Raw genomic sequence first — 21,766 nt, forward strand, 5'->3', positions numbered from 1 at the left:
CATTTGATTGATTTTAACAAATTTAAAATGTTTAATTAACTATCGAGCTTTTACTTTTTATTAATTATGCATTTTCTTAATAAGTACTTTTTGCTGTCTGATCACCACACCCATAATAATGAGGTTGCTCATTGGCGGGTTAGCGCACTGCGTATTATTTCCACATTGGTAATGTTGTTATGCTTTGGTGTTGCGTGGCATACATTCACCACGGCTGTAGAGCTTGATTTACTTTATATAGTGGCACTTACGTTTAGCTTTTTAACTATTTCTGCCGGCTTAGTCTTAGCCAGCAAGCGTTTTTATAAGCAAAGTGCGCATGCTTTGTTAGCTGCGATTGTAATTTCCAGTATTTGTATGAACTTATTTTTAACCGATCTGGAGCTTGCTAAGGTGGGCTCTATGTTTATGTATTCCTGTCCCATAATTGCACTGATGCTAATTGGTAACCGAACGGCCATAGTTTACGCCGTACTAAATACAGTCCCGTTTTATATGATTATTAATAATATAGACCTATCAAGTGTTACGGGTATAGCTCAGCAGCTCCCAAGCGCAAATTTGTATATAACCGGGCTTATTTTCTTATTTTTTAATATCTGTATTCCGTTAGCAGTGGCCAGAACAATCGTCGCTGCAAAGCGATTAAATAAGTCGATGAGTGTGGCCAACTCACTATTAATAGATAAAAACGAGTTATACAAAACATTTTTTACCGAGTCAGATAAAGCTAAAATTATTGTAGATGAGCATTTTAATATTACCGATGCCAATAAGTGCGCCGACAACTTGTTTGCTGCCAATAAAAAGCAGATAAGTAAGGGCATTAATATAACGTCGTTAGTTTCTGAGCTAAACCTTAAAACAAATAATATGAGCCAGGTTCTACAGTATAAAAGGCGATTTTTAAGGGCTAATTACTCAGTCGCCATGAATAAAAATTATCGGGTGTATGAATTTTATGACTGCACTCAAGAGCAAATAATTAAGCAAAATTTAGCCAATATGGAGCAAGAAAACAAACGGCTAAAATACCGCAACCCACAAACAAAACTCCCCAATAAGCATTGGTTTGAAATGCAATGTGATCGCTTAATTACTAAATATCAACGCGGTTTTTATATTGTTGTTGCACAAACAGCTAATAGTGAATATTTAAAATTAAAACTCGCGCAGCAAGACTCTCAAGCACTTTTAATTAATGCATACAAACGTTTAAAAACAATGCCAGAGGGCCCTTTTTTATGCGCGCATATTGGCGCCGGTAAGCTTGCTTTTATTATTGGTACTCAATCACATGAAGAATTAAAAGCTAAAATATTACCAAGCATAAAGCACACACTCGACGAAACGTACAAACTCAAGAATGAGCGCTGCCAGCAAAGTTTTATGTTTGGTTATGCGCGTTACCCACAGCATGGGAAAAATAGTGCTGAGGTACTTACTAATGCGTGTAGTGCCCTTAAACATGCTAATAAAAGTGAGCCTTTAAGTGGCTATGATGAAAAGCTTTCACAAGCCTTTTTAGAAAAGTATGAAATATCAATGCTCCTCGACGAAGCACTTTTACAAGGTGATTTGAGTGTACATTATCAGCCTAAAGTAACAGCAAGTGGTGAGTGCATCGGCTTAGAGGCACTTGCTCGTTGGGATAGCCCTATACTTGGCGTTGTATCGCCAAGTGTGTTTATTCCAATAGCTGAAGAGTACGCAATGGTTAGCCGGTTAACTGATCTGATTATACAAAAAGTATGTTCGCAAATAGCCGATTGGCGTCAAAAAGGGTTACCAACTGTACCTGTGGCAATTAATATTTCACTGCTTGATTTTAGCCAAGCCGACTTTATGTCGAAGCTAGTAAAATACTTAGCCGATTTTAATGTAAAGCCCCACCAAATAGAGTTAGAGCTGACCGAAACATCATTAGAGGCAAATCAGGCACACTCATTAGAGCTAATAAATACACTGCAGTCGTGGGGTTTTATCATTTCGGTGGATGATTTTGGTGTTGGTTATTCTAATATAGCGCGCCTTGCTGAGTACCCAATAAACAAGTTAAAACTAGACCGTTCTTTAATTAGCCAAGTAACCACGTCTACAAGGCAAAAGAGCTTAGTAAAAGCGGTGCACGTTATGTGTGAAGAACTTGATATTAAATGTGTTGCTGAGGGCGTAGAAACACCAGAGCAAGTAGCCATAATGGCGCAAATGGGATGTAAAGAATTTCAGGGCTTTTATTTTGCTAAACCAATGCCTGCTAAAAAATTAGAGGCGCATATTAATCGCGAAGGGTTAGTGTTTAATGTGTCTGAGCAAGTAACTGAGCATTAATCATTTAAATTGCTTTGATTTGTGGCTCTAAATTGTTTTGGGGTTTTATTAAAATGCGATTTAAAGCGTTTAGTAAAATAGGCGGGGCAGTTAAAACCTACAGTATGTGCTATTTCGGTAATGCTGCTATTCGTTTCAACTAAGTGTATAGCAGCTTGTTGTAAGCGGTAATTTAATACGTATCCATTAGGTGTTGTTTTAAGTGCTTTTTTAAATACTCTAAAACACTCGCTTTCACTTACATTACCAGCTTTGCTTATGTTTTTAACTGACATATTTTGCTGGTAATGCGTATGCACGTACGACAAAAACAAGTGCAATCTGCGCTCACTAAAATCGCTAACAGGCTGCTTGCTAATAACAGTGGGTTGAAGCTCACAAAATAAGGCCCAAAAGTGCATTAAGTAGCTAATTGTTTGTAACTCATAGGTTGGGGTTTTATTTCGACATGCATCAAATGCTAAATTTAATGTACTGATAAGGGGGGTATGATCATTATTCTTTGCTAAAAAGGCGAACATAGGCAAGCTTTCATTATTAATGATACTCGCTACAAAACGTTTATATATTTTGCTATACAAAGAGCCACCTATAAGAGTAGGGCTAAGTACAAAGTTTAAAATATGGCAGTCTGGTTTACCTACATCAGTTAATTTGTGCAGGCAACCTGCATTTATAAATACGGCATCACCTTCATTTAACGTAATGCTTTGTTCAACACATTCAACTAGCGTACTGCCTTTCACCACATAAATTAGCTCTAGCTCATCATGCCAATGCCAAGGTACATAGCCACCAATAAACTTTGAAAATAACTCATCATAAAAACCGCACGCAAAGCCTTCATCACCATGCAGGTTAAGCTCTTTTCCGTGTTCGTCAGTTTGTATATTGTAGTTTTGCATATTCAACTTGGCAGTATTGTTATATTAATGGCCAGTATATGGCTATTTTAGATTAATTTAAAATAGTATTGTTTGGTTTAATGTTTTTAACTGAAATCAACTTATGCCATTACTACTTATTCTTATTTACTTAGCTTTTATTAGCTTAGGCTTACCGGATTCTTTAATTGGGCCATCGTGGCCTAGCATTAGCAATAGTTTAAATAGCAGTATCGAGTTTGCAGGTGTTGTAGCCATTGTTGTGAGTATGGGTACTGTTATATCGAGCCTGTTAACAACGCGTTTAATTAACCTATTAGGCACAGGTAAAGTGGTTGCTATCAGTGTGTTATTTACGGCAGTGGCACTTTTTGGTTTTTCGATCGTAAATAGTATTTGGTTGCTATTAATACTCGCTATTCCATTAGGGCTCGGAGGTGGAGCTGTAGATTCCGCACTCAATAATTACGTGGCAACGCATTACAAAGCAAAGCACATGAACTTTTTACATTCGTTCTGGGGGGTAGGCGCAAGCGCGGGGCCGTTTATCATGTCGTTTTATTTAATGCAGCAAGAGGGTTGGCGCACTGGGTATAGCGTTATTGCGTGTGTTCAAATTGCATTAGTAATTGTGTTATTTTTAGCTTTACCGCTGTGGAATAAAGCACAAGAAGTTGAACAGCCCAAAATGCAAGCTGAGCATTTAAAGACAGCGCACTTACCTAATTCACAAGCGCTTAAAATTAAAGGCGTTAAATTACAGCTGCTATTGTTTTTTTGTTATTGCGCTCTAGAAACAGGTACTGGCCTTTGGGCTGCAAGCTTTTTAATAGCAGAGCATAATGTGTCTATTAGTAACGCGGCATTTTATACCGCACTGTATTATTTAGGGATAACATTTGGACGGTTTACCTGTGGTTTTATTGCCGGTAAGGTCGATGAAAAACGAATGATACGCACAGGTGTATGTTTAATGTTTTTAGGTGCACTGTTATTAATATTACCGCTTGGTGTTATATCAGCAAAATTGGGCCTTATTTTAATCGGCTTAGGATGCGCGCCGGTATACCCAAATACTATACATTTAACGCCAACTCGATTTGGTAAGCATGCTTCGCAGGCGGTTATAAGTTTATCGATGGCGGTTGCATACTTAGGCAGTACATTTATGCCTCCACTTATGGGGTATTTGGCTTCAACACTTTCGTTTATCGTTTTGCCATTTATGCTACTAACTTTTTCGTTATTAATGGTATTTACAAGTGAAAGGCTAAATCACGTATCTCTAAAAGGTGATCAGTAACTAACTAGATCTTAAGTTAGTTACTGTTATTATTTAAATGCTCAGTTACAAAACTGCTGAGCATTTACAGTAATTTCGCATTTTTGCGCTTTTTTAGCCTGCCAATGCTGTATATCTGATTGAGCGGTACAGCCTACATCTTCAATTAAGGCTGAGTTTTTATCACACAAAAGTAATACCGCATTATTTTTTTGAGCGTCAACAATAAGTGTATAGGCCTTAAAAGGTGCAAGTTTGCTTAAATCGTTATTAACGGCAGCTTTTAATAACTCATCAGTGGATGAATAGGGCGTTTCACTAAACTTTAAAGTGCCGTCTACGGCTGTAGCAATATCTTTTAATTGTGAGGCTAAATCGGCCATTATTTCTGGATTGTTATTTTTTGAAGTGTAGCAACCGCTAAGTAATACTATGAGGCTTATACAAAGTAAGTGTTTCATTTTATTTGCTCCATACCGTCATCGTGTTGTGTTCATCGTAGCCTGTATCTAGGTTCCAGTTTTTAATTTCACTGTAATCAGTATCTAAAAATACGGCATTGGCAATAATGGTTATGTAATGCTGAATATTTTTAACCGCAAAATCAAAAATAGCATCGTAATGCATAGGTTCGTGCGGTGTTCTTAGTTGTTCAATAAAAGTTGGGTTTATTTCATCAGGGCGGGGGTAAAATAAGCCCATATCGGCAGCAACGTGCCTTGCAAATGCAAACAAGCGGTAGCTTTCTTCTACATTATTAACCACAGTTTGAAAACCTGTATGCCAAGCATTAAAGTTTGGGGCATGCTCGTTGTTATAATTAGGGTGAATGCTTGTTAGCGCATGCTGCCATATATTTATAATATCTGGGTCAAAATCTCCCGAAGAGTTAGTACACGACCCCATATTATGTTTTATTCGATCGGCGTAGCCAATTTCACCTAAATTTAAGCGTTGCCAAATATAGGCATCTTGATTCATTTCGCAGGTTCTGTGCGCGGTTTTATTTTGCTCATAAGGACCCACCTTTAACTCAACAACGGGGTGAATAGTAATATCGACCGCAACATGGGCCATATAACCGCATAACCATGCAAAACACTTTTCAAATGCCTCGCCGTTTAAAGTTTTACAATACTCAACCATTTCTTTTATTACATCGGCGGTGCGCTCGTAATGCATTAAATCGGCCCATGCATTTTGCGAGACTTGCCCTATTGCTAAGTAAGGGTAGTCGGGCGCTACACACCCAAGCTCAACATAGGCTTGGCGCTGAGTTAAAATTAACTTCGCTTTATTAGGGATATTCATGTTTATGAGGGAGTTAGTTTCAGTGGCAATATTAGCCGCCGTAATATGGGCAAAAGCACCTGGCATTGTCATATCCTTATGATTTTTTAGAACACTAAGATTAACACAACATACCTAAATGCATTAGAGGAAGGGGGGAATTATTAACTAGCCAGAGTAAAGGTTAACTAAGTTGCTCTATAAGTTGGCCATTTTGGTAAAGCTTAGCAAACTTTCGTTTGTGCTCTTCAAATAAATAGGCTCTAAGGTGTTCTTGCCCGTTATGAATATGCGTTATTTTTGCCGCTATACCTAATGTACTTTGCCTTACAGGCTCTACATCTATCGAAATGCTCTCTTTATTGGGTAGCATAAACTCCATGTGCTCAACCTTGTTAAGTTGCTTTCCTTTTCTTAAGGGTTTTAAAAATATACCTGTACTTGATATTGACTCAATTTTAAAACCTTGGCTTTTAATATTTAGCTCACTCCAACGCCAGCTGCGTTGCGTGCCTTTTGTGTCTATAACTTCAGGGGCATTTAGAATTGGATTTATTACGCCATCGCCATTAATTTTTAACTCTAGCGGAAACCATAATTGATAATGGGCAACCTCAGCAAGTAAGGTTAAGTTGGCGTTACTTAGTAAATGAGCAATGCTTGCTGGTACAGAGCTTTGCATGGTTAACACATGGGAGTTATGTGCGTGGGATTTTCCGCTTGGCTTAAATAACTCAGATAAAAAATTTAGCTCCTCATTAGAAAAGTCCATATTTCACCTTTGTTACAATAAAAAATCCACGGTATGTTAAACAACGCGCTTGGTCAATAAATGCACTGTTTAAACTTGTTTAGCCATTGTTTAATGGTTTTTTGGTGCTAAACAAATAACTGCAAAGCATGACCGAATCTGTGTAAATAGGTATTTAGCCAAGGTTAGCATACTGATAAACTGCACAAATATTATTGGCAACACTTTAGAGACTTTTATGCGCACTTTGTTTTTATTAAATATGCGAACGCGGCTTTTATTTACCATACTCCCTGCTTTTATATCATTAAACACAGCTGCCCAGGAGCAAAGCCAAACACTCATTTTAGCGGGCAGCACACTGAGTGCGTGCACCAGCAGCAACTCTAAAAACTGCATAAATAGTCAGCAAATTAAAGGTAAACAATATAGCGGGTTTAAAGTAACGGACGCCAAAATAAAACAAATAAATTTAAATTGGCCAACTAATAATACAAACAATAAAAACGCTGCAGTTCAGTCATTAGCTAAAATGCTTAATAAAAGCACTAAACCACTCTCAAAAAGTGATTTATTATGGCTGTGGCGCGATATAAATAACGAAGGGCTAAATAGTTTATCAAAGCAAGAGTATAACTTTGTGATAGATATGCTAGAGGAATTTAAAGCTGACAAAGTACAGGTTAACACCGCACTAAATGCTCAAAACAGTACTAACAATATTTTGCAGTTTATATCGGGCAGCTTAAAAGTAAATAACCCTAATCCAAGCATGCTTGTAATTACAGCATCTAGCAAAGACCCATACAGTACAGCTAATCGTTCTACAGCTCTTTTTGACTCAACAAATATCAACACTCAGTGGTTAGCACTTACCCCTGCGTTAGCCAAAGCAATTACAACAAATAGCTGTAATAATTTACCCGCACTTAGGCAAAGCGAAATGGGGGTTTATAACCGAGAGGTGATTTACCCTGAGCAAACAAAAGCTGAAATGGCACTGTGTAAAGATGGCGTACACGCATTAACTAGCCTTATAAAAAACAGTACAGGCGTTATGTTTAACGATGGCGATGTAAGCCTTACTCGTAAAGTATTATTCGATGAAAACAATAACCCATACCCGTGGACACAAGCACTACAATCTCGCCCTGTAATTGTAGGTGAAGGGGCTGGCAGCTTAGTGCAAAGTGCAGCCGCTAAAAGTAATTTAAATACTGCAATTGTTACAGGTGGCTCAAGCATTGGGGCGCTACGAGGCGATAAAACCACTAAGCAGCAACGGCTTACATATACAGCTGCTGGAGGCCTTGGTAGTTTTAATTATGGCCTGCTCGATAGCCAATTTAGTGAGCAAAACAGAACGCTTAGACTTGCAATACTGTTAAGCAAAACAAGCACAAAAACCATAAGTGATGAGCAATTACAGCAAGGCTTTGGTATTGATGAAAATACCGCTTTGGTGGTTATTAAATCACCCGGAAGTAATTTAGTTACCGTATTAGGAAGTGGTGGAGTGGTGCACTTAACAACAAACACCCAAGGTAAAACGCAAGATGCTAAAACGCTTTACAACTATTCTTACTGGCCAGCTGGTAGCGTAATAGATATTAAAAATAATAGATTTAGCTTAAGTGAGCGCACTGTGAATCAAGCACTGCCAAGTATAAAAATTCCTCCGCTGCCAGTGCAGCGTTTTGGCGGTATTTTGTATGGCTCAAAATTACGCTCACTCACTCAGGCAATGTGTTTAAGCCAAGAGCAAAGCACGGTAGCCCAACAAGATGAGTTTTTAATTGGTTTTAGTATCACTGAAAATACAAGCTATCACCGCGTAAATGCAAAAGAATTTGGCTGTGCAATAAGTAATTTAAATTTAGCACTTAGCACGTTTTAAAAAATACAGGCGCTGCATTCTATGTAAAGGGTTTAAGTTTGCTTAAGTGCCCTATAAAATATGGTTATATTAAACTATATGCTTATCGCTTTAATAAGCACGACTAACAAAGAGCTTTTATGAATAACGAAAACGACATTATAGATAACTTAGCAGACCTTGAAGTTTTTTTACTCGCTGTAGAAAACGGCGGCTTAGGTTTAACAGGTGTTGCAGGCGTAGGAATGGCTACTAACAATAAAGACGGCAGCCACTTTGTTGCGGTATTTGACGACCGCCAGCAGCTATTACTAGCGCGCGGTATTACTACAGAAGTGTTTGAAAATGGCAAAGATATAGTTCGAAATGGGGTAGGGCGTAAGCACTAAACTCGTTATTAATTTAAAGCGCTTTAGGCGCTTTAGGCGCTTTTTTTATGTATTGCTGAGCTTCATAAGATAGCTTTTAATTTAGTCATAACTTTATAAAGAGCAAATTAAGGTATGACGGCATTAAATATAAAAATTTGGAATGATTACTCTGAGGAACTAATGGTCGGTATGGAGAGATTCGAACTCTCGACCCCTGCCACCCCATGACAGTGCGCTACCAAGCTGCGCCACATACCGAACGTTGTTTGCAATAGTACGTATATTTTTTTAAAAATCAATAAGTGATTGTTTGTTTGCGTATTTATTGCGCAAAAGAGCGGGTAGCCGCAATTGCGCAAGGTTAGTTATTAGTCTTTATTTAACCATTGTTTGATCGACTCATACATCTCATCGCGTATTAACGGCTGCGCTTTTTTGTTAGGGTGTAATCCGTCGTTTTGCATTAAACCGCTTTGTCCTGCAATATTTAATACAAAAAAATCCATAAGGTAAGCGTTTGTATTTTCACTTACTTGTGTAAAACTGTCGGTGAACATTTTACTGTAGCGTGGGCCGTAATTTGGGGGAATGTAAATTTCCATTAAGGCGGTCATCGCATTAGTAGCTTGGCTTTTTTCGATAAGCGAAGTTAAGTTAGCTTGCATTTTATTAACTGGAAAGCCACGTAAGCCGTCGTTAGCACCAAGCTCTATAAGTACATGAGTAGGTTCGTATTGCTCAAGCAAAGCATCGAGGCGGCGCAGGGCTCCACCGGAAGTTTCGCCACTAATACTGGCATTTATTAATTCGATATTACTTTGCTCTGCATCGTATTTATCTTGTAACAATTTGACCCAGCCTTGTTCTTGTTTAAGTCCGTAGGCTGCGCTTAAACTGTCACCGAGTATTAAAATCGTGTTGTCGGCTGCTGCGCTCAGTGGCTTGATAACTAAAAATAAAATGAATACAAAACGTAGGATTGAATGAGTCATATGTCAGCGCTTTCTCAATTAAATATAATTCAAGTAAATGGTTTGTCTAAAGTGGTCTCTACCTTTGAAGGCGAGCTGCCCATCCTCAGCGACATCAGCTTTAATGTCAAGCATGGCGAGTCGGTTGCGGTTGTTGGTACGTCGGGTTCGGGTAAATCTACATTGCTTAGTTTATTAGCCGGGCTTGATACAGCAAGCAGTGGTGAAATATTTTTAGACGGTGCACCGCTTCATAACTTAGACGAAGAGCAGCGCGCAGCACTTAGAGCGGAAAAAGTGGGCTTTGTTTTTCAATCTTTTATGTTGGTGCAAAGTTTAACCGCGCTTGAAAACGTTATGCTGCCGGCAGAGCTTGCAGGCGAAAGCGATGCAAAAGAGCAAGCGCTTGCGTTACTTGAAAAAGTAGGGCTTAGCCACCGTGTTGATCATTACCCATCGCAGCTATCTGGTGGTGAGCAGCAGCGTGTAGCAATTGCGCGAGCATTTATTGGCACACCTAAAATTCTTTTTGCTGATGAGCCTTCGGCTAATTTAGATAGTAAAAACGGCAAAATGATTGAATCACTTTTATTTGATTTAAACACTCAGCACGGCACTACGCTTATTTTAGTAACGCACGATGAAGCACTTGCGCAAAAGTGTGAACATATTATTCAAATAGAAGCCGGATTACTTGTTAAAAGTGAAGCTGAGGATACTGCAAATGTGGGCTAAGTTAGCGCTTAAATTATTTGCGCGAGAGTTTAGACGTGGCGAGCTTACGGTTATAAGCGCGGCAATTGCGCTTGCTGTATTAACAGTACTTACGCTTTCTATGGTTACCGAGCGAATCGCACAAAGTATTGCACAAAAAAGTAGTGCGTTTATAGCCGCCGACCGTGTACTTGCAAGTGCTCATACACTCGATACTGCTTTTATTACTAAAGCAAAAGAGCAAAACCTGCAAACAGCACAAATGGTTTATTTTGATACCATGCTTTTTGCAAACGACGAAATGCAGTTTAGCTCAGTAAAAGCGGCTTCAAACGAATACCCGTTAAAAGGGCAACTAAAAGTTAAAGACAGCCTAATGGGTGAAACCGTTATTGCCCAGGGCGGGCCTGCACCTGGCAATGTGTGGTTAAGTGAGTCAGTTTTTTATAGCTTAAATATTGATATAGGCGCACAAGTAGAGCTAGGGGCAGCCCTATTTAATGTTGAAAAAGTAATTGTAGAAGAACCTGATGCGCCATTTAATGTGTTTTCGAGTAGTCGTCGTGTATTAATAAACATTGCTGATGTGCCAAAAACAGAGGTAATTCAGCCTGGTAGCCGTGTTTATTACCGCCAGCTTTACGCAGGTGATGAAGCCGATATAAACAGCTTTTATGAATGGCTAAAGCCGCAAATGGCTGAAAACCAGCAGTGGTATGGTGTTAAAGACCGCCAATCGCCAATTTCAAATAGCTTAAACCGCGCAGAGAGCTTTTTACTACTAGCCGGTTTACTGGGTATTATTTTAGCCGCAGTGGCAATTGCAGTATCGGCAAAACGGTATTGTGAGCGCCAGTACGACCCCGTAGCGATGATGAAAACGCTAGGAGGAAGCCGTTCAACTATACGTAAAATATACATGCTGCATTTGCTTTTAGTGTGTGCAATGGCCGTGTCTATCGGTTTATTAATCGGTTATGGCTTGCAAGAAATCGCAACAAGCTATTTATCAAAAAGCATGGGAATGGAGCTGCCTTTAGGTGGGTTTAAACCCTGGTTAATCGCTATAAGTACAGGCGTAATATGTGCGGTTATGTTTTCTATTAAGCCGTTATTTGATTTATTTGATATCCCACCGCTTAGAGTACTGCGCCGTAATTTAGGTGATCAGTTAACCGTAAGCCGAATGCATTTAGGTATGAGTGCGCTAACGGTGTTTTTATTAATGTGGCTTTTTAGTAACAATATAAAAATTACCCTTATTTTGTTTGTGTCTACTTTAGCGCTTATTGGTGTATTATTTTTACTGTCTAAACTTATATTTGGCGGTGGGCGTAAACTGGGTTTAAAACCGGGTAACAGCTGGTCTTTGGCTATTGCGTCTATTCAAAAGCGTGCAAACGTAAATGCTGTGCAGCTTATTAGTTTTTCGTTAGCGATTAAATTATTGTTGTTTTTAATTGTACTTAAAAACGACATGATTTCTGATTGGCAATCGCAGCTTCCAGCTGATGCGCCTAATGCCTTTTTAGTGAATATTACGCAAAATGAGCTTGAGCCAGTAAATGAATATTTAGCGCAAAATGATATTCAGGTGTCAGACTTTTACCCAACCATTCGTGGGCGTGTAAATGCGGTAAATGGCGAGTTGGTTGCACGCAAAGTATCGCTGCAAGACAACGAGAAAAAAGACGAAGAAGCTCGCTCGGGCATTGGCCGTGAGCTAAACCTAACGTGGCTTAAAGATGTACCAGCTCAAAACGAAATTATAGAAGGGCAGTGGTTTGGTGAAGGTGCAGTAGGTGAAGCATCGGTTGAGGAGTCAATGTTAGAACGTTTAGACGTTGAAATAGGCGACACCTTAACGTTTTTAATTGGTGCGCAGTCGTTTGACGCTAAAATTACCAGTGTTCGCAAAGTAAATTGGGCGACGCTAAAACCTAACTTTTTTATAATTTTAAGCCCCGACGTACTTAAAGACTTTCCGGCGACTTATATTTCATCGGTGCGTATAGAGCCTGAGCAAAAACGAGACTTTAGCCAGCTATTACGTACTTACCCAACAATAACCGCAATTGATGTTGATAATTTTGTTAAACAAATTCAATCAACTATTCAGCAAGTGTCGTTAGCTATTGGGTTTGTACTTGCCATAGTTGTACTGTGTGGTGCGCTGGTGCTTATATCGCAAGTACAGGCAAGTTTAGGCGAGCGTATGCAAGAAATTGTAATTTTGCGAACGCTGGGTGCTAAAGGCCGCTTAATTAAAAATGCGACGTTATATGAGTTTTTATTATTGGGTGCTTTAGCGGGTTTTGTTGCGGCACTATTTAGTGATGTAGCGCTTTTAATTGTGCAGCAGCAAATGTTTGACCTAGCAGGTAAATTACACCCCGCTATTTGGCTTATAGGGCCTGTATCGGGTGGTGTATTTGTGGCCGCGCTTGGCTACTTTATGATTGCCCGTAAACTTAAACAAAATACTCAAGGGTTAGTTCGCGCATTAGCGTAAGCTATACTTTGAAACACTAAACGCCCACTTAATTTGTGGGCGTTTTTGTTTTTACTTGTTACTGGTAATTTATACAGTGCTCTGGCATTATTAGCATAATTAAAAAATAACAATAATGGAGCCCTTCTTGGCTATTATTTTAGGGATAGATCCTGGCTCACGATTAACCGGTTATGGTGTTGTGGCGCATCAAGGCGCTAAGTTTACTTACTTAGGCAGTGGCTGCATAAAATTGGCCGATCATCCTTTTCCTATCAGGCTTAAAATGATTTACCAAGGGATCACGCAATTAATTGAGCAATTTTCGCCAGAAACTTTCGCCATCGAAAAAGTATTTATGGCGCACAATCCCGATTCGGCTTTAAAACTAGGCCAAGCCCGAGGAGCCGCTATTGTAGGTGCTTCTATGGCTGATTTACCGGTATTTGAATATTCAGCAAGGCAAATTAAACAAGCCGTGGTGGGTAACGGCGGCGCAGATAAATCGCAAGTACAACATATGGTAAAAAATATTTTAAAATTACCAGGTACGCCTCAGGCTGATGCAGCCGATGCACTTGCTATTGCTATTTGTCATGCTCACTCAGAACAAAATTTAATTAAACTAGCGGGTAGCGCAAGCAAAACCGTTAGAGGACGTTTAAGGAAATAATTATGATTGGCCGCTTAAATGGCATTTTAGTCGAAAAACAACCACCCGAAATTTTATTAGAAGTAAGCGGTGTAGGTTACGAAGTTCAAATGCCAATGACCTGCTTTTATGACTTACCAAACATTGGCGAAAATGCGATTGTTTATACTCATTTTGTAGTGCGTGAAGATGCACAGTTATTATTTGGATTTAATAATAAAACTGAACGTGCACTATTCAGAGAGCTATTAAAAGCTAACGGAGTAGGGCCTAAACTCGGGTTAGCTATATTATCGGGCATGTCGGCTAAGCAATTTGTGAGCTGTGTAAATAACGAAGATGCTACTTCTTTAGTTAAGCTACCTGGTGTTGGTAAAAAAACAGCTGAGCGCCTAGTACTTGAGATGAAAGACCGATTAAAAGATTGGGGCAATGACTTATTTACACCATTTAGCGACAGTGCCGTTATTGAGCCTATGAGCGATACCACAATTGCTAATAATGCCGCCGATGATGCGGTATCAGCATTGGTTGCACTTGGTTATAAATTGCCACAAGCGCAAAAAGCAGTAAAATCGGTTAGTAAACCAGATATGTCTACTGAGATTCTTATTAAAGAATCTTTAAAATCAATGTTGTGAGTAACCCATGATTGAAGCGGATCGCTTAATTGACGCGACTGAAAAAACCAACGAAGACACCATCGATCGTGCTATAAGGCCAAAACTGTTAGCCGACTACCGAGGTCAGCCACATGTTAAGCAGCAAATGGAAATATTTATAGAAGCTGCTCGTAGCCGAGGCGAAGCGCTCGATCATTTATTAATATTTGGCCCGCCAGGCTTAGGTAAAACAACGCTTGCGAACATTGTTGCTAATGAGCTTAACGTAAGTATTAAAACAACCTCAGGCCCTGTACTTGAAAAAGCCGGCGACTTAGCTGCGCTGCTTACCAACCTTGAAGAGGGTGATGTACTGTTTATTGATGAAATACACAGGCTAAGCCCACAAGTTGAAGAAATACTCTATCCAGCAATGGAAGATTACCAACTTGATATTATGATAGGTGAAGGCCCAGCTGCGCGTTCTATTAAATTAGATTTACCTGCATTTACGCTTATTGGTGCGACTACGCGAGCAGGATCGCTAACGTCACCGCTTAGAGACCGCTTTGGTATTGTACAGCGTCTAGAGTTTTACTCAGTAGCCGACTTATCACATATTGTAGGGCGTTCAGCACATTACCTCGATTTAGAAATGTGCGACGACGGCGCAACTGAAATTGCAAAGCGCTCGCGTGGTACGCCACGTATTGCCAACCGTTTACTTCGCCGCGTACGCGACTACACACAAGTAAAGTCAGACGGGACAGTAAATGCAAATGTTGCTGAGCAAGCGCTTGATATGATTGATGTTGATAAAAGCGGCTTTGATTACATGGACCGTAAATACTTACTCGCCATTATAGAGAAGTTTATGGGTGGGCCCGTTGGGCTTGATAACTTAGCAGCGGCAATAGGTGAAGAAAAAGAAACCATTGAAGATGTAATTGAGCCTTTTTTAATTCAGCAAGGCTTTATTCAGCGTACTCCACGCGGGCGAATTGTGTCTGACAATGCTTATCATCATTTTGGTTTACTCCCTAAGCAAGATTAAATTAATTTAGTAGCCTGCTATAGTAAATGTAGCGGGCTGCATCCCTTCTTATTTGTAAACTCTTTATAAACTTACTCAGCTTTCATCCACTTTGTTGCAAATGTAATCAAAAAATTAAAATCATTTTGTAATTCACTTAACGTTAAGACTGGCGTGGCTATGCTGCGTACCATTAATACCAATCAGCATTAATACTTTATCAATTTAAGAGATTAAACTTAGGCTAACAGTGTTAAAACTTTTAGCTTGTTATCAGCACGTTTTTTATCTCGTAGTGGATAGCTTAATTTTTTGGTAAAACGTTAATCGATATGGAAAATCCATATTGAGTAACTACAAATTGTGCTGTTTACAATGAGTACATGCCAAATTGGTAGTAAAATTTAGGCAAAAAAAAAGCCCGCATATAATGCGGGCAAACAACAAGTTGAAGGAAGTAATCCAGGGGAACTACGTTTTACTTAATGTTGGTTTTATCCAAAAGAGTAAAACAATGTAATACGATAAAATATCCTATTACTAAGAACTCGACTTAACGAAAAATCTTTCATTTAGTGCGTCAGCTCGGTATGGGAGAATAATACGTAAGATTGCTTTTTTATTCAAACTAGAAAATTTGCATTTTCAGATTAAAAAAACTAATGCTATGAGTTTTATCGTTGTTTTAAATTTGTGCGTTAATTAATCGTTAATTTTATAAGTGGATGAAAATTATAACTTAAGTAATGTTTTTCATTCTAGCTCAGTATTAGTTTTACTATTACGATTAGGTTGCTCGAAAGTGGTTTTGAGTGTTTATGCGCTAAAATTGAATAAACGGTGCATTTTATGACGTTTAAGGCATATATTTAAGCATTTTAACCGCATTAAAATAATAAACTGGGTTTTATAAAAACCTAATAAAGATACAAAAGCATAATAAAGATGATTTTTAACGTTTTTTGTTGCTTATTCATAGCAATATCGTTGTCAGCTTGAAATGGACTAGATACACTAGATGCAACTTTTGACCGCGTAGACGGTCGTATTTACACAAATGAACCAATTTGCCGTATTTTGAAATTATTTAGGAGTTTAACGTGGGATCAGGGCTTAATTTTTTAGATCTAATTCTAGAAGCCAGTTTGCTTGTTCAGTTAGTGATGTTAGGGCTAGTTGCCATGTCGGTTATGTCGTGGGCGATTATTTTTCAGCGCAAAAAAGCGATATCAGATGCGTTAGCTAATGCTAAAAAGTTTGAACAAAAATTTTGGTCAGGTATTGATCTAAGCAAATTGTACAACGAAATTTCGTCGCGAAGTGGTCAATCTCATGGTATTGAAGCGCTATTTACAGCAGGCTTTAAAGAGTTTGCACGCCATAAAAAGAATACATTTCAAAGCGCAGGCATTGTTATGGAAGGTACGCACCGCTCAATGCGCGTTGCGCTATCTCGCGAGATTGAAAAAATAGAATCAAGTTTATCGTTTTTAGCAACTGTTGGCTCTATTAGTCCATACATAGGCTTATTTGGTACTGTGTGGGGTATTATGAATGCCTTTATTGCACTAGGCGAAGTTAAACAAGCAACATTACAAATGGTAGCACCTGGTATTGCTGAAGCATTGATTGCAACTGCAATGGGTTTATTTGCGGCTATTCCGGCAGTTATTGCATATAACCGCTTTTCTAATAAAGTTGAAAAACTAGAATCTCATTACATCAACTTTATGGAAGAGTTTGCAAATATTTTACACCGTCAAGCAGCTACCCAAATAGAGGCTCAAGCGAATGTATCAGCGTAAAAGGCGCCGTCCGGTCGCAGAAATTAATGTAGTACCTTACATTGATGTAATGTTGGTATTGCTAATAATATTTATGGCTACAGCACCGCTTATTACTCATGGTGTGAAAGTTGATTTACCGAAAATGGAAGAGTCGGATTTAGTAGATACTAAAGACACGCCACCAATTATTGCGTCAATTGATTCAGCGGGTAAGTACTATGTAAGTATAGGCACCGATCCTGAAGAGCCAATGGAAGCATTAAATGTAGCTGCCGTTATTAAGTTACAACTAATGAAAAATCCTGATGTGCCGGTAATGATTAAAGGCTCAGGTAAGGTATCGTACCAAGAAGTATTGTTATTAATGGACTTTTTAAAGAATGCTGGCGTACCATCTGTGGGTTTAATGACGGAATCCTTTGAGGGGACACAGTAGTAACATGAATAGTTCTATAATCAAGTCAGTACTTTTACATTTGGGGTTGGGTGGCTTTTTGTGGGCAACTGCAAACATTCATCCACCTGCGCCAAAAGTAATGGAAGTTACACTTAATTCGGCTATTCCTGAGCCTGACAATGCTGTATCGGCAGTAACCGTTGATCAAAAGCAAGTTGAGCAAAAAATTGCTGAACTACAAAAGAAAGAAGATGCTAAAAAAAGTGCAGAGGATAAGCGTATTCGCGACTTAGAACGTCGAGCGGCTAATGCACGAAAGCAACGTGAAACCGAAGCGCGTAATATTAAAAAGTTAGAGCAACAGCGTAAGGCGAAAGAGAAAGAAAAAGCCCAAGCTGAGGCTGAAGCTAAAAAAGCACGTGCAATTGAGCAAAAAGAGCGTGCTAAAGCTAAACAAGCTGAAAAGCAAAAGCAAGAAGCTGAAACTGCCGCTAAAGCCGCAGCCGATAAACGCAAAGCAGAAGAAGAGGCACTTAAAAAAGCAGAAGCAGAGCGTAAGAAACGTGAAGCTGAAGCAAAAGAACGTGCTAAAGAAGCAGAGCGTAAGCGTCAGCAAGCAATGCAAGAGCAAATGTTACAAGAGCAACTTGCAAAAGAGCAGGCGGCCCGTAGTAAAATACGTCAACAGCAAGTAGTAAGTGAAGTTGATAAATACCGTGCTTTAATTATGGCGCGTATACAGCAAAACTTACTTATTGATGAAAAAATGAAAAACCAACAGTGCCGAGTAAATATTCGTTTAGGCTTTAATGGTTTAGTAACGCAAGTTAAATCGTTAGGCGGCGATAAGTTAGTATGTGAGGCTGCATTAAGAGCTGTGCGCATGGCCGACACGTTACCGGTATCTAAAGATAAAGACGTATTCGAACAACTTAAGAATATTAATTTAACAATCAAGCCAGAATTTTAAAGGAATGATATGTTCAACAAAATAAAAATAGCCTGTTTAGTTTTACTGTTTGGGTTTGTAGGTGTTGCTAATGCCGCGCTTGAAATTGTAATAACAGAAGGTGTAGATGGCGCAAGACCCATTGCGATTGTGCCCTTTAAATACCAAGGTGTTGGCCCAATTCCTGAAAAGTTAAGCAATGTTATTGCTGCCGATTTAATGCGCAGTGGTAAATTTAAGCCAGTTGATGTGGCGCAAATGCCTCAGCAACCAAATAAAGATGGCGAAATTGATTACGCTTCGTGGGTTAATAAAGGTGTAGAGGCTATATTAGTAGGTGAAGTAGAGCAGCAAACCGATGGGCGCTACTTAGTACGTTATGAATTAGTAGATGTAATACGTGGCCAAATTACTGGCGGTAATACACAAATGATGAGTAACGGTAAATTAATTAAAAGCCAAGACCATGTATTAGAAGCGCGTGAGAGTGTGATTGGTGAAAACGGTTTTCGTCGATATTCACACCGTATAAGTGACGTGATTTACGAAAAGCTAACTGGCGAGAAAGGTGCGTTTTTAACTAAAATTGCTTATGTGATAGTACGTGATGAAGACCCTAAGCCTTATCAGCTTGTGGTTGCTGATTACGACGGTTTTAACGAGCAAGTATTACTGCGTTCAAAAGAGCCGTTGATGTCGCCAGCTTGGTCACCAGATGGCACTAAATTAGCGTATGTAACGTTTGAAAACCGTCAAAGCCAAATTTATATTCAAGATATATACACAGGTAAGCGCGAAATTATTGCAAGTTACCGTGGTATTAATGGTGCGCCGCAGTTTTCGCCAGATGGTAAAAAGCTACTGCTAGTACTTTCTAAAGATAAAACAGGTGCAACCGAAGTTTATTTACTTGACTTGGCTACGCGTAAAGAAACGCGTCTTACACGTCATCGTAGTATAGATACTGAACCATCTTGGTACCCAAATGGTCAAGATATTGTGTTTACATCTGAAAGGGGTGGTAATGCCCAGATTTATAAGTTAAATTTAAAAACTGGTAGGTCAAACCGATTGACCTTTGACGGTGACATGAACCTTGCAGGTTCTATAACACCGGACGGTAAAGAATTAGTGATGGTTAACCGTACCAACGGGCAGTACCATCTTGCTAAGAAAGAGCTGGCTACAGGTGCGTTTCAAGTATTAACAAGAACACGCCTAGATGAATCACCGAGCATAGCGCCAAACGGTTCGATGATTATATATAGCACGCTTCATAATAATAAACAGGTACTCGCGCTGGTATCGATGGACGGCCGCTTTAAAGCACGCTTACCTGTGCTAGACGGACAAGTAAAGGCGCCAGCTTGGTCGCCATATTTACAGTAATATTACTGGTTTACTCAAAATAGGAATCTACTCAATGCAACTTAACAAAATACTTAAAGGCCTGCTAATTGCTGTGCCAGTAATGACACTAGCAGCTTGTAGCTCATCTTCAGATATCGACGAAGGCGCTGCAAATCAATCAAATCAAGGTGTTGTTGAGCAATCAACAAACAACGATACTGTTGAAGTAGCTACAATCTCTCCTGAGCAACAAGCAGAAGAGCAACTTCGTCAAAAGTACGAAGCACTACGTCAAGAGCAAGTAATCTACTTTGATTTTGATAAAGCCACTGTTGAGGGCAAGTACGCAGAGTTACTTCGCGCACACGCTGAGTTTTTAGTTCAAAACCCTTCAGTTAAAGTATTAATCGAAGGTCACGCTGATGAGCGCGGTACACCTGAGTACAACATTGCACTAGGTGAGCACCGTGGCCAAGCAGTTGAAAAATACCTACAAAGTTTAGGTGTTTCAGCTAGCCAAATGTCAGTAGTAAGCTACGGTGAAGAGAAGCCAATGGTTAAGTCTCGCACTGAATCAGCTTTCGCTAAAAACCGCCGTGCGGTACTAGTTTACTAAGATAAGAGATATTATGAAGCCGAAAATTATTTTGGCAGCCATGATATTGAGCGGGAGCACCCAGTTAATGGCTGCTCCCGCTCCTGTTTCAGAAGCTGCAAGTTCACAATCGAGTATTGAGAAACGCTTAGCGTCGCTTGAAAATATGATGCAGTCGCGCAACTTATTACAGTTAGAGTTACAACAACAGCTTAATTTGTTACAAGACGAAGTAAGTCAAATTCGTGGTGTAACGGAAGAGCAAAGCTATAAACTTGAGAAAGTACTGCAGCGTCAGCGTGAGTTGTATCAAGAAATTGAAAACCGTGTAAGCCAAGCTTATACACAGCCCACTGCAGCGCCTACAACCGACTACACGCAGCCAAGCGATGCACAGACCTACAGTAACGATTTATCTGAAAACGAAGCTTACGAGCGTGCTGTTGCGTTAATAATGAAAGATAAGCGCTATGATCAAGCGATCCCTGAATTTCAAACGTTTTTAACGACCTACCCAAATTCTGTTTATGCGTCTAACGCGCATTACTGGTTAGGCCAATTACTAACGATTAAAAATGAAGGTGTAAAAGCAAGCGAGCATTTTAAAGTGGTAGTAAATGAATTTCCAAATTCAAATAAACGCCCAGATGCAATGTTAAAGTTAGGCTCACTTTTACAAGATCAAGGTTTAACAGCTGAGGCACAAAAAATACTGGGTGATCTTATCAATCAGTACCCAAGTACAACTGCTGCAAAGCTAGCAACTGATCGTTTAGGTAACTAAAGTTCACTAGCGATTAAATTGCTTATTTAGGCCGGCAAACTACATGGAAACTCTCGGTGAATCTTGTATTTGCATGTAGTTTGAGCACAAACGCTTTAATTTTGTGCATCTAGACATAAAAACTTAAAAAAAGAGACAATTTCGGTTGCACTCATTTTATAAATAAGTATTATAAGCGCCCGCAGCAAACGAATGGTTACCCCACTCGAAATGCGGCAAAAAGAGCGGGTTATTAGCTCAGTTGGTAGAGCAGTTGACTTTTAATCAATTGGTCGATGGTTCGAATCCATCATAACCCACCATTTTTTAAAATGGTCTTTTATCGGCGGATTTACGTACAGTACCAAGTTGCTATAAATGCAGCGTCAGAGTGGGTCATTAGCTCAGTTGGTAGAGCAGTTGACTTTTAATCAATTGGTCGATGGTTCGAATCCATCATGACCCACCATTTTTTATTCTTTTTGAATAAACAATGGTTTCAATCGGCGGATTTACGTAGCTTCATTCTATATAGAATAAGTGCATAGAGCGGGTTATTAGCTCAGTTGGTAGAGCAGTTGACTTTTAATCAATTGGTCGATGGTTCGAATCCATCATAACCCACCATTCTTTATTCTGATGAATACAGCGTGGCTCAATCGGCGGATTTAGATAGG

The 21,766-nt window shown here is 39.3% G+C and carries 20 protein-coding genes and 4 tRNA genes; 18 read left to right on the forward strand and 6 right to left on the reverse strand.

Annotated elements, in window-relative coordinates:
* Positions 1-66: 66 nt before the first annotated feature.
* The gene (locus CWC11_RS04215) at positions 67-2,331 is read left to right on the forward strand and encodes a putative bifunctional diguanylate cyclase/phosphodiesterase (RefSeq protein ID WP_138681681.1); all 2,265 of its coding nucleotides are present in this window, start codon (positions 67-69) and stop codon (positions 2,329-2,331) included.
* On the opposite strand, the gene CWC11_RS04220 is transcribed toward CWC11_RS04215, so the two are convergent.
* Positions 2,328-3,236 (reverse strand): AraC family transcriptional regulator, encoded by a 909-nt coding sequence (locus CWC11_RS04220; protein ID WP_138681682.1) that lies wholly within the window; start codon positions 3,234-3,236, stop codon positions 2,328-2,330. The genes CWC11_RS04215 and CWC11_RS04220 overlap by 4 nt on opposite strands.
* 103 nt (positions 3,237-3,339) lie before the next feature.
* On the opposite strand from CWC11_RS04220, the gene CWC11_RS04225 reads away from it, so the two are divergent.
* Positions 3,340-4,518, forward strand: coding sequence for an MFS transporter (locus CWC11_RS04225; protein WP_138681683.1), 1,179 nt, complete (start codon positions 3,340-3,342; stop codon positions 4,516-4,518).
* Between the two features lie 41 nt (positions 4,519-4,559).
* Here CWC11_RS04225 and CWC11_RS04230 read toward each other — a convergent pair whose 3' ends face one another.
* The 3 genes from CWC11_RS04230 to CWC11_RS04240 form a co-directional block, all read right to left on the reverse strand.
* Positions 4,560-4,958, reverse strand: a complete 399-nt coding sequence (locus tag CWC11_RS04230; RefSeq protein ID WP_138681684.1) for a hypothetical protein — start codon at positions 4,956-4,958, stop codon at positions 4,560-4,562.
* Position 4,959: 1 nt separating this feature from the next.
* Positions 4,960-5,874: a zinc dependent phospholipase C family protein gene (locus CWC11_RS04235; RefSeq protein WP_138681685.1), complete on the reverse strand. Its 915-nt coding sequence runs from the start codon at positions 5,872-5,874 to the stop codon at positions 4,960-4,962.
* 97 nt (positions 5,875-5,971) lie between these two features.
* Positions 5,972-6,559 carry a hypothetical protein gene (locus CWC11_RS04240; RefSeq protein WP_138681686.1) on the reverse strand — a complete coding sequence of 196 codons (588 nt, stop codon included), beginning with the start codon at positions 6,557-6,559 and terminating at the stop codon, positions 5,972-5,974.
* Between the two features lie 217 nt (positions 6,560-6,776).
* Between CWC11_RS04240 and CWC11_RS04245 the strand changes: the two genes are divergently transcribed.
* Positions 6,777-8,435 (forward strand): type 1 glutamine amidotransferase family protein, encoded by a 1,659-nt coding sequence (locus CWC11_RS04245; protein ID WP_138681687.1) that lies wholly within the window; start codon positions 6,777-6,779, stop codon positions 8,433-8,435.
* 119 nt (positions 8,436-8,554) lie between these two features.
* Entirely contained in the window at positions 8,555-8,803 is a 249-nt protein-coding gene (locus CWC11_RS04250; protein WP_104642880.1) for a hypothetical protein, read from the forward strand.
* Between the two features lie 163 nt (positions 8,804-8,966).
* Here CWC11_RS04250 and CWC11_RS04255 read toward each other — a convergent pair.
* Both CWC11_RS04255 and CWC11_RS04260 read right to left on the reverse strand, forming a co-directional pair.
* Positions 8,967-9,043 (reverse strand) — tRNA-Pro (locus CWC11_RS04255).
* 110 nt (positions 9,044-9,153) lie between these two features.
* Positions 9,154-9,777, reverse strand: a complete 624-nt coding sequence (locus tag CWC11_RS04260; RefSeq protein WP_138681688.1) for an arylesterase — start codon at positions 9,775-9,777, stop codon at positions 9,154-9,156.
* Between CWC11_RS04260 and CWC11_RS04265 the strand changes: the two genes are divergently transcribed.
* From CWC11_RS04265 to CWC11_RS04330, 14 genes are all read left to right on the forward strand, one after another.
* The gene (locus tag CWC11_RS04265; RefSeq protein WP_058549649.1) at positions 9,778-10,491 is read left to right on the forward strand and encodes an ABC transporter ATP-binding protein; all 714 of its coding nucleotides are present in this window, start codon (positions 9,778-9,780) and stop codon (positions 10,489-10,491) included. It begins immediately after the preceding gene.
* The gene (locus tag CWC11_RS04270) at positions 10,481-12,982 is read left to right on the forward strand and encodes an ABC transporter permease (RefSeq protein WP_138681689.1); all 2,502 of its coding nucleotides are present in this window, start codon (positions 10,481-10,483) and stop codon (positions 12,980-12,982) included. The genes CWC11_RS04265 and CWC11_RS04270 overlap by 11 nt, the downstream gene beginning before the upstream one ends.
* 127 nt (positions 12,983-13,109) lie before the next feature.
* A complete protein-coding gene (gene ruvC / locus CWC11_RS04275) occupies positions 13,110-13,634 on the forward strand; it encodes a crossover junction endodeoxyribonuclease RuvC (protein ID WP_058549799.1) in 525 nt (174 codons plus the stop codon).
* Positions 13,635-13,636: 2 nt separating this feature from the next.
* On the forward strand, positions 13,637-14,254 hold the full coding sequence (gene ruvA, locus CWC11_RS04280; protein ID WP_138681690.1) for a Holliday junction branch migration protein RuvA: 618 nt from the start codon (positions 13,637-13,639) through the stop codon (positions 14,252-14,254).
* Between the two features lie 7 nt (positions 14,255-14,261).
* Complete coding sequence (ruvB, locus tag CWC11_RS04285) at positions 14,262-15,269, forward strand: Holliday junction branch migration DNA helicase RuvB (protein ID WP_104642877.1); 1,008 nt, start codon at positions 14,262-14,264, stop codon at positions 15,267-15,269.
* Positions 15,270-16,348: 1,079 nt separating this feature from the next.
* Entirely contained in the window at positions 16,349-17,053 is a 705-nt protein-coding gene (gene tolQ, locus CWC11_RS04290; protein ID WP_058549653.1) for a protein TolQ, read from the forward strand.
* Positions 17,040-17,471, forward strand: coding sequence for a protein TolR (gene tolR / locus CWC11_RS04295; RefSeq protein WP_138681691.1), 432 nt, complete (start codon positions 17,040-17,042; stop codon positions 17,469-17,471). Before tolQ ends, tolR begins: the two co-directional genes overlap by 14 nt.
* A gap of 4 nt (positions 17,472-17,475) precedes the next feature.
* A complete protein-coding gene (gene tolA / locus CWC11_RS04300; RefSeq protein WP_138681692.1) occupies positions 17,476-18,402 on the forward strand; it encodes a cell envelope integrity protein TolA in 927 nt (308 codons plus the stop codon).
* A gap of 9 nt (positions 18,403-18,411) precedes the next feature.
* Positions 18,412-19,770 (forward strand): Tol-Pal system beta propeller repeat protein TolB, encoded by a 1,359-nt coding sequence (gene tolB / locus CWC11_RS04305; protein WP_138681693.1) that lies wholly within the window; start codon positions 18,412-18,414, stop codon positions 19,768-19,770.
* A 34-nt stretch (positions 19,771-19,804) separates the two neighbouring features.
* Positions 19,805-20,347 (forward strand): peptidoglycan-associated lipoprotein Pal, encoded by a 543-nt coding sequence (pal, locus tag CWC11_RS04310; protein ID WP_058549656.1) that lies wholly within the window; start codon positions 19,805-19,807, stop codon positions 20,345-20,347.
* Between the two features lie 13 nt (positions 20,348-20,360).
* The gene (ybgF, locus tag CWC11_RS04315; RefSeq protein WP_138681694.1) at positions 20,361-21,110 is read left to right on the forward strand and encodes a tol-pal system protein YbgF; all 750 of its coding nucleotides are present in this window, start codon (positions 20,361-20,363) and stop codon (positions 21,108-21,110) included.
* Positions 21,111-21,336: 226 nt separating this feature from the next.
* Positions 21,337-21,412, forward strand: a tRNA-Lys gene (locus tag CWC11_RS04320).
* Between the two features lie 70 nt (positions 21,413-21,482).
* Positions 21,483-21,558: transfer RNA gene (locus CWC11_RS04325), tRNA-Lys, on the forward strand.
* Positions 21,559-21,640: 82 nt separating this feature from the next.
* Positions 21,641-21,716, forward strand: a tRNA-Lys gene (locus tag CWC11_RS04330).
* The last annotated feature ends 50 nt before the right edge of the window (positions 21,717-21,766 follow it).

The sequence above is a fragment of the Pseudoalteromonas sp. S3178 genome (genome assembly GCF_005886985.1).
Classification (GTDB): Bacteria; Pseudomonadota; Gammaproteobacteria; order Enterobacterales; family Alteromonadaceae; genus Pseudoalteromonas; species Pseudoalteromonas carrageenovora.